The 1,068-nt window shown below is 65.4% G+C and carries 1 protein-coding gene; it reads left to right on the top strand.

Annotated elements, in window-relative coordinates; all coding sequences use genetic code 11:
• The first annotated feature begins 102 nt into the window (after positions 1–102).
• Positions 103–987 (top strand): transposase, encoded by an 885-nt coding sequence (locus ABGB17_RS38785; protein ID WP_347639390.1) that lies wholly within the window; start codon positions 103–105, stop codon positions 985–987.
• Positions 988–1,068: the final 81 nt, after the last annotated feature.

The following is a 1,068-nucleotide window of genomic DNA, read 5'->3' as shown; positions in this document are numbered from 1 at the left end:
ACCCGGCTCCGCCTCATCCCAGGCGACACACCCCACAAGAACCCACACCCGCACACACTCACCGCTTAACCTGCAGAAACAGGATCACGCAGAGATCAACTCATACACCACTCCCCTGGACGTGACCCTAAGGACCTTCCTTCGTCGGGCGGGCGGCAGGCCTCGCCCTATGACCAGGACGCTCGCTACGGCGTCAAACGCGGCAGCGGCTGGGTCGGCTACAAGACTCACCTGACCGAGGTCTGTGAGCCGGACGTCCCGCATGTGGTGGTGAATGTCGCCACCACCGCCGCGCAGGTCGCCGACAACGAACTGATCCCCTTCATCCACGCCAGGCTGGCTGAGCGTGAGCTGTTGCCGGACATCCATCTGATCGACTCGGGATACACCGGCGGCGAACTCGTCGTGGCCAGCCGCAACTGCTATGGCATCGAGCTGTTCGGGCCCGCCCGGGAAGACTGCAGCTGGCAGGCCAAAGCCCGCGAGGGCTTCGACAGCTCGGGGTTTTCCATCGACTGGCACAGCCAGACGGTCACCTGTCCCCAGGGCAAGACCTCCACCAATTGGGCTCCCTGGCGCACCAAAGCCGGCGAGGAGTCCATCCACGTCGACTTCGCCAAGGCCGACTGCACGCCCTGCCCTGTCAGGACCAAATGCACCCGCGCCAAGCGCGAACCCCGCCAGCTCACCCTCCACGCACGCGAAGTCCACCAGACCCTGCAACGCAACCGGGCCGCTCAGCACACCCAAGCCTGGAAACAGCAGTACGCGCTGCGCTCCGGCATCGAAGGCACCATCTCCCAGGCAGTGCGCGGCTTCCAACTGCGCAGGTCCCGCTACCCCGGCCTGGCCAAGACCCACCTACAGCACGTCCTGACAGCAGCCGCCATCAACCTCGCCCGCATCGACGCCTGGCTCACCGGCGTCCCTCTAGCCACCAGCCGCCGCCACCACCTCGAAAAGCTCCAAACCGCAGCAGCAGCCTGACCGCCAGAATTCGCCAACAGTGTCAGATCTGGTCGAACAACCCCCAGGAACGGCTGAACAAGGAGATCCGCCGCCGCACCG

Source organism: Sphaerisporangium sp. B11E5, assembly GCF_039871875.1.
Classification (GTDB): domain Bacteria; phylum Actinomycetota; class Actinomycetes; order Streptosporangiales; family Streptosporangiaceae; genus Sphaerisporangium.
Note: the sequence above shows the minus strand (reverse complement) of the source record. Positions and strands in the feature narration are given on the sequence as shown.